At 42.1% G+C, this 7313-nt stretch carries 6 protein-coding genes and 1 pseudogene; 3 read left to right on the top strand and 4 right to left on the bottom strand.

Annotation, left to right across the window (positions count from 1 at the left end):
- The first annotated feature begins 85 nt into the window (after positions 1 to 85).
- Together HT693_RS02535 and pepC are read left to right on the top strand one after the other, a co-directional pair.
- Positions 86 to 808 (top strand): pseudouridine synthase, encoded by a 723-nt coding sequence (locus HT693_RS02535; protein WP_166730960.1) that lies wholly within the window; start codon positions 86 to 88, stop codon positions 806 to 808.
- Positions 809 to 919: 111 nt separating this feature from the next.
- A complete protein-coding gene (pepC, locus tag HT693_RS02540; protein ID WP_000991655.1) occupies positions 920 to 2254 on the top strand; it encodes an aminopeptidase C in 1335 nt (444 codons plus the stop codon).
- Between the two features lie 161 nt (positions 2255 to 2415).
- Here the strand turns inward: pepC and HT693_RS02545 are convergent, their stop codons facing one another.
- The 4 genes from HT693_RS02545 to adhP form a co-directional block, all read right to left on the bottom strand.
- Complete coding sequence (locus HT693_RS02545) at positions 2416 to 3327, bottom strand: PTS system mannose/fructose/sorbose family transporter subunit IID (protein WP_000136861.1); 912 nt, start codon at positions 3325 to 3327, stop codon at positions 2416 to 2418.
- A gap of 23 nt (positions 3328 to 3350) precedes the next feature.
- Complete coding sequence (locus HT693_RS02550) at positions 3351 to 4154, bottom strand: PTS mannose/fructose/sorbose transporter subunit IIC (RefSeq protein WP_050222833.1); 804 nt, start codon at positions 4152 to 4154, stop codon at positions 3351 to 3353.
- Positions 4155 to 4181: 27 nt separating this feature from the next.
- Positions 4182 to 5171: a PTS sugar transporter subunit IIB gene (locus HT693_RS02555; protein ID WP_050222834.1), complete on the bottom strand. Its 990-nt coding sequence runs from the start codon at positions 5169 to 5171 to the stop codon at positions 4182 to 4184.
- Between the two features lie 235 nt (positions 5172 to 5406).
- Entirely contained in the window at positions 5407 to 6426 is a 1020-nt protein-coding gene (gene adhP / locus HT693_RS02560; protein WP_138702082.1) for an alcohol dehydrogenase AdhP, read from the bottom strand.
- A gap of 203 nt (positions 6427 to 6629) precedes the next feature.
- Between adhP and HT693_RS02565 the strand changes: the two are divergent.
- Positions 6630 to 7299 (top strand): annotated as a pseudogene (locus HT693_RS02565) (IS630 family transposase); the annotation flags it as partial.
- Between the last annotated feature and the right edge of the window lie 14 nt (positions 7300 to 7313).

Genomic DNA, 7313 nt, shown 5'->3' on the forward strand with positions numbered 1-7313 from the left:
GGTTTGAAGAGATTTTTGAAGAGTATGAAACGAAAAGGAGGTTGGTCATTGTACTAGCCTCCTTTTGATATGATATAATAGTTCTATGAGATTAGATAAATTTTTAGTTGCCTGTGCGGTGGGAAGTCGGACTGAGGTCAAAAACTTGCTCAAGGCTGGGCGCGTGACTGTAAATGGTAAAAAAGAAAAATCAGCTAAATTGCAGATTGATGAAAAAATAGATGAGATTCGCTTTGATGGGCAAGTGTTGGAGTATGAAGATTTTGTCTACTACATGATGAACAAGCCCAAAGGAGTTATCTCAGCGACTGAGGATCCCAAGCACAGAACCGTTCTGGACTTGTTGGATGACTTAGCGCGGAGTAAGGAAGTTTTCCCAGTAGGGCGCTTGGATATCGATACGCATGGACTCCTGCTCCTGACCAATGACGGTCAGCTTGCCCATGCTCTTCTTTCACCCAAGCGTCATGTGGATAAGACCTATCTGGCTCAGGTCAAGGGAATTATGACACAAGAAGATGTGGAGATATTTGCCAAGGGTATTCCTCTCAAAGACTTTACTTGTCAACCCGCTAGACTGGAGATTCTTTCCACAGATGCAGAAAAGAATCAGAGCCAAATCCGTGTGACTATTGCAGAAGGAAAGTTTCATCAGGTCAAGCGTATGGTGGGCTACTGTGGCAAGGAAGTGGTGGACTTGCAACGATTGACTATGGGAACTTTAGTATTAGATGAGAACCTGGAACGAGGGGAATGGCGTCGCTTGACCAAGGAAGAATTAGAAATTCTCCTTGCTAGTATTGCTTAATTTGATTTATATTTGAAAAAGGTGAGGAAGAATGTCCTTGCCTTTTATGTTTTTTAGTTGCTTCCTTTGTGAAAAGAGTTATAATAGACTGTAGAATAAAAGGAGGAATCTATGAACGCGATTCAAGAATCATTTACTGATAAACTATTTGCCAACTATGAAGCAAATGTAAAATACCAAGCGATTGAAAATGCTGCTAGCCACAACGGAATTTTTGCAGCTCTGGAACGTCGCCAAAGCCATGTAGACAACACACCTGTTTTCTCATTGGATTTAACCAAGGACAAGGTCACTAACCAGAAAGCGTCTGGTCGTTGCTGGATGTTTGCGGCTCTCAACACTTTTCGCCACAAACTCATCTCGCAATACAAATTGGAGAACTTTGAGTTGTCACAAGCCCATACTTTCTTCTGGGACAAGTATGAGAAATCAAACTGGTTCTTGGAGCAAGTCATTGCGACTGCAGACCAAGAATTGACGAGCCGTAAGGTTAGCTTCTTACTCCAAATACCACAACAAGATGGTGGTCAATGGGATATGGTCGTTTCCCTCTTTGAAAAATACGGTGTCGTGCCTAAGTCAGTTTATCCTGAGTCTGTTTCATCTAGTAGCAGCCGTGAGCTAAATGCAATCCTTAACAAATTGCTGCGCCAAGATGCTCAAATCTTGCGTGACTTACTAGCTTCTGGCGCAGACCAAGCGACTGTTCAAGCTAAGAAAGAAGACCTCTTGCAAGAGATCTTTAACTTCCTTGCCATGTCACTAGGACTACCACCACGTAAATTTGACTTTGCTTATCGTGATAAGGATAATAACTACCAAAGCGAAAAAGGTATTACTCCACAGGAATTTTACAAGAAATATGTCAATCTTCCTTTAGAAGACTACGTTTCTGTTATCAATGCTCCAACTGCTGATAAACCATACGGTAAATCTTACACAGTTGAGATGTTGGGAAATGTCGTTGGTAGCCGTGCGGTTCGTTACATCAACGTTCCAATGGAGCGCTTGAAAGAATTGGCGATTGCCCAAATGCAAGCAGGTGAGACTGTTTGGTTTGGTTCTGATGTTGGCCAGCTCAGCAACCGCAAAGCTGGAATCCTTGCGACAGATGTTTATGACTTTGAATCAAGCATGGACATTAAACTTACTCAAGACAAGGCTGGACGTTTGGATTACAGCGAAAGCTTGATGACTCACGCCATGGTCTTGACAGGTGTTGACTTGGATGAAAATGGCAAGTCAACCAAGTGGAAGGTTGAAAACTCTTGGGGAGACAAGGTCGGTACAGATGGTTACTTTGTTGCCTCAGATGCTTGGATGGACGAATACACATACCAAATCGTTGTTCGTAAGGAATTGCTGACAGCAGAAGAACAAGCTGCCTATGGAGCAGAACCAATCGTACTTGCACCTTGGGATCCAATGGGAGCCTTGGCAGAATAATACTCTTCGAAAATCAAATTCAAACCACGTCAGCTTCGCCTTGCCGTACTCAAGTACAGCCTGCGGCTCGCTTCCTAGTTTGCTCTTTGATTTTCATTGAGTATAAAAGCATAGAAAAAAGGAATCAGATTTTAGAACCTGGTTCCTTTTAAGTTGCTTGATTACATGATGTGAAGAACATGTGCCACAATACCCACTGCGAAAAGGGCAAGGATAATAGTGATTGGAGATACTTTTTTCTTAAGCAAGTACATGCAAAGTAAAGTAAGGAGTAGTCCTGATAGTCCAGGAATCAACATATCCAAGTTTTGTTGGAAAGTAGTAACTTTTTCAGGTGTTTGAGACAATCCTTGTCCTACTTGTGCGAATGCTTCTTGGATACCTTTAGATCCTTCTGGCAATTTATCCCAATGGATATAAGCCTTTTCATCTAGTTGAACTTTGGAAACATCGAAAGCAAATTTAATATTTACCCAGCGTTGAACAAGGACAGCAAGAATGAACATCCCAAGGATAGAAGCTCCTTTAGTGATATCTTGAAGGATACCACCAGACATATCTTTAGTGATTTCTGATCCAGCCTTGTATCCAATCTCTTGAACATACCACAAGAATGACATACGAATCAAGTTCCATGCAACAAAGAAGAGGAGTGGCCCCAAGATATTGCCAGTAAGGGCAAGTGAAGCACCGAGAGATCCAAGGATTGGGCGTACTGTAAACCAGAATACTGGGTCACCGATACCAGCAAGAGGTCCCATCATACCGATTTTAACCCCTTGGATAGCAGCGTCATCGATTTCCACACCGTTAGCACGTTCTTCTTCAAGCGCAAGAGTAACCCCCATGACTGGAGCAGCTACGTATGGATGAGTGTTGAAGAACTCAAGGTGACGCTCAAGAGCAGCGATTTGATCTTCTTTTTTAGTATAGAGTTTTTTGATAGCTGGAATGAGTGTATAAGCCCAGCCCAAGTTTTGCATCCGTTCAAAGTTCCAAGACCCTTGTAAGAAGGTTGAACGCCACCAAACTTTTTTACGATCTGATTTAGTTAATTGAAGTTTTTCAGTCATGATGTTTTCAGTCCTTTCTTATCTTAGTAGTCTTCTAGGATATCGCCGATTGGGTCGTTAGAAGTTGCGGCTCCTCCGCCACCATTTCCACCAGTTTTAGAAAGGTGAAGGTAGATAAGAGCGATAGCAACACCGATAGCACCGAATCCGATTAGAGTAATATCTGACACAGCAGCGAGAACGAAACCAAGAGCGAAGAATGGCCATACTTCACGAGTTGCCATCATGTTGATAACCATGGCGTAACCAACGGCAACGACCATACCACCACCGATAGCCATACCATCTTTGAGCCAGTCTGGCATAGCACTAAGGATACTTTGTACAGTTTCAGTTGGTACCATAAGGAGAAGAGCTGCAGGAAGCGCAATACGAAGTCCTTGGAAAAGTAGCGCAATAAAATGCGCACGCTCCACAGCGCCGAAGTCACCTTTTTTAGCGGCAGCATCTGCAGTATGAACCAAACCAACTGAGATTGTACGAACAATCATAGTTAAGAATAGACCAGCAACGGCAAGAGGGATAGCAACCGCTTGGGCAACACCGATACCTGTCTTAGTAAAGTCACCACCAAGAACCATGATAATGGCAGCAGCGACAGAAGCAAGTGCAGCATCAGGAGCGATAGCAGCACCGATATTTGACCAACCAAGGGCAATCATTTGAAGCGATCCACCGAGGATAATCCCTGCTTCCAAGTGACCTGTTACAAGCCCAATAAGGGTACAGGCTACAAGTGGTTGGTGAAATTGGAATTGGTCGAGGACACCTTCAAGACCTGCAAGGAAGGCTACAACGACTACTAAAACCATAGAAATAATAGACATGTTTAAAATCCTTTCATAAATAATGGCTTATTTGACATTGGCTTTGTTAATCAAGTCAAACAAATCTTTTTTAGAATCATTTGGTACTTTACGTACGTCAAATTCAACACCGAGGTCACGCATTTTTTCAAATGTAGCAACGTCTTCTTTGTCCATCGACAAAACAGTATTGACCAATGTTTTACCTGTTGAGTGAGCCATAGAACCAACGTTAAGAGTTTTGATTGGCACGCCGCCTTCGATGGCACGAAGAGCATCTTGAGGTGTTTCAAACAAGATAAGGGCATGTGTTTCTCCAAAACGTGGGTCTTTTGAAACCTCAATCAGTTTTTGAATTGGAACCACGTTAGCCTTGACATTACCTGGAGCTGCTTGTTTAATCAATTCTTTACGAAGGTCGTCTTTAGCCACGTTATCTGAAGCAACGATGATACGATTTGCTTTTGAATCTGGAGTCCAAGCAGTTGCAACCTGACCGTGAAGTAGACGTGTGTCAAGACGGGCAAGATTGATTTTCAATTTACCGTCTCCAATGACCGTTCCTTCTGGGATAGCAGCTTGGGCAACTGGAGCAGCTGCAGCGCTTGCTACTTCCTCAACTGGATTTAGCTCTTCTGGAAGAGCTTTGATGCCATCTTTGGCTTCTTTAATGATATTAGCAGCGACTTTTTCTACACCTGCAGCAGCGTCCATGAGGCGCTCTGTGTAGGCTTGAATCAACATCGGTAAGTTAAGTCCTGTGATGATGGCAAACTTACGTTCGGGATTTTCTCCCATCACGCGACTAGCTTGGTTAAATGGAGATCCACTCCAAAGGTCAGCCAAAACTAGAACCTCATCTTCTGCGTCAAATGCAGCAACAGCGTTATTAAACTTAGCGTATAGATCATCAGGGCCTTCATTTGGCATAAAGGTTACAACTTGAACCTTTTCTTGTTCACCAAAGATCATAGATCCTGACTGATGAATACCCGCAGCAAATTCGCCGTGGCTCGCAATAATGATTCCGATACTCATTATTGTCATTCCTCCTTTTTTGTTTTAGTTTTCATTTAAGAAAACTTTAAGACTGTTTAAGTATAAACCGTTTTCATGTAAAAAGCAACTATTTATCATAAAAAATTAAAAAAACTTTTACTTTTGGATGTTGATATATTGAGTTTTTTGAGGAGTAATATTGAATCCACATTTAAAAATTTAATATAAAAAAGTTGAAAGAAGCTTCCAACTTTTAAAATAGGTTTCTATTAGATTAGTGGGTGAAGTCGAGTACCATACGTCCTTGGATTTGACCTTTTTCCATTTCGTCGAAAATGGCAACAGCATCTTCTACTGGACGTTTTTGAACAACTGGAACTACCAAACCTTCTGCACCGAATTGGAAGGCTTCTTCCAAGTCTTTACGAGTTCCAACGAGAGAACCGATGACTTGAATTCCATCTAGAACGGTTTTTACGATACTTAGTTCCATCATTTCAGAAGGAAGGCCGACAGCGACGACGTGACCACCAGCACGAACTGAGTCAACAGCCTGGTTGAAGGCAACTTTAGATACAGCAGTTACGACAGCTGAATGAGCTCCACCATCAGTTTTTTCCTTGATGAGTCCAGCTACATCTTCAACTTCGAGGCCGTTAATCACAATGTCAGCGCCTACTTCTTTTGCAAGGGCAAGTTTGTCATTGTTGATATCGACTGCGATAACATGAGCATTGAATACTTTTTTAGCGTATTGAACAGCGAGGTTACCAAGTCCACCAGCACCGTAAAGAACAACCCATTGGCCTGGTTCAACTTTTGCTTCTTTGATAGCTTTATAGGTTGTTACTCCAGCACATGTGATAGAAGAAGCTTGGGCTGGATCAAGTCCGTCAGGAACTTTGACAGCATAGTCAGCAGTTACGATATATTGTTCAGCCATACCACCGTCTACTGAGTAGCCAGCATTTTTCACTGTACGGCAAAGGGTTTCGCGACCAGTTGTACAGTATTCGCAAGTGCCACATCCTTCAAAGAACCAAGCAACGCTGACGCGGTCACCGACTTTAAGGCTTTTCACATCTGGGGCAATTTCTTTAACGATACCAACACCTTCGTGGCCAAGAACACGTCCTGGTACTTGACCAAAGTCACCATGGGCAACGTGGAGGTCAGTGTGGCAAACACCACAGTATTCAATTTCTACAAGTGCTTCCCCAGTTTCAAGTGGACGGAGTACTTTTTCTTCAACAGCAACACCAGTGCTTTCTGGATTTACAACAACAGCTTTCATAGCTATCCTCCTTTATATTGACCGAGAACAGGGACAACGGGACTGGATTGATTTTATGTCAACAGAGTCGAGTGTGACGAGCTCTCTTGTATTTATATGTGAATTATATTACAAAAGAAAGCCTTTTCCAAGGTTTTGGAGGCAAAAAGTAGAACAATCGATTAATACTAAACTAAAATCAAAAAGCATTATACAATAGTAATATGAAATCAACTAAAGAAGAAATCCAAGCTATCAAAACACTTTTAAAAGACTCTAGTACAGCTAAATATCATAAACGCCTTCAAATCGTTCTATTTCGTCTGATGGGTAAATCTTATAAAGAGATTATAGAGCTTTTAGGCTGTAATCAAACAATGATTTGGCGAAATGTAAAAAAATATGAGGAGTTCGGACTCGACTCTCTCCTTCAAGAAACACGTGGTGGTCGTAACCATGCATATATGACAGTTGAGGAAGAGAAAGCCTTTCTTGCCCGCCATTTGAAGGCTACAGAGGCAGGAGAATTTGTTACAATTGATGCCTTATTTCAGGCTTATAAAAAGGAGTTAGGTCGTTCCTACACACGTGATGCCTTCTATCAACTGTTGAAGCGCCATGGTTGGCGAAATATTATGCCACGTCCAGAACATCTTAGGAAAGCAGACGCTCAAACCATTGTCGCGTCTAAAAATAAAATCTCAATTCAAGAAGACAAGAAAGCGCTTTAAAACCAGTAGACGTTTTCGTAAGGTTCGCTTGATGTACCAAGATGAGGCTGGTTTCGGTAGAATCAGTAAACTGGGATCTTGTTGGGCTCCAATAGGAGTAGGTCCACATATCCATAGTCACTATATACGAGAATTTCGCTATTGTTATGGAGCTGTTGATGCCATTATTTGAAGATA

It is taken from the genome of Streptococcus sp. 2154 (assembly GCF_013277255.1).
Classification (GTDB): domain Bacteria; phylum Bacillota; class Bacilli; order Lactobacillales; family Streptococcaceae; genus Streptococcus; species Streptococcus pseudopneumoniae.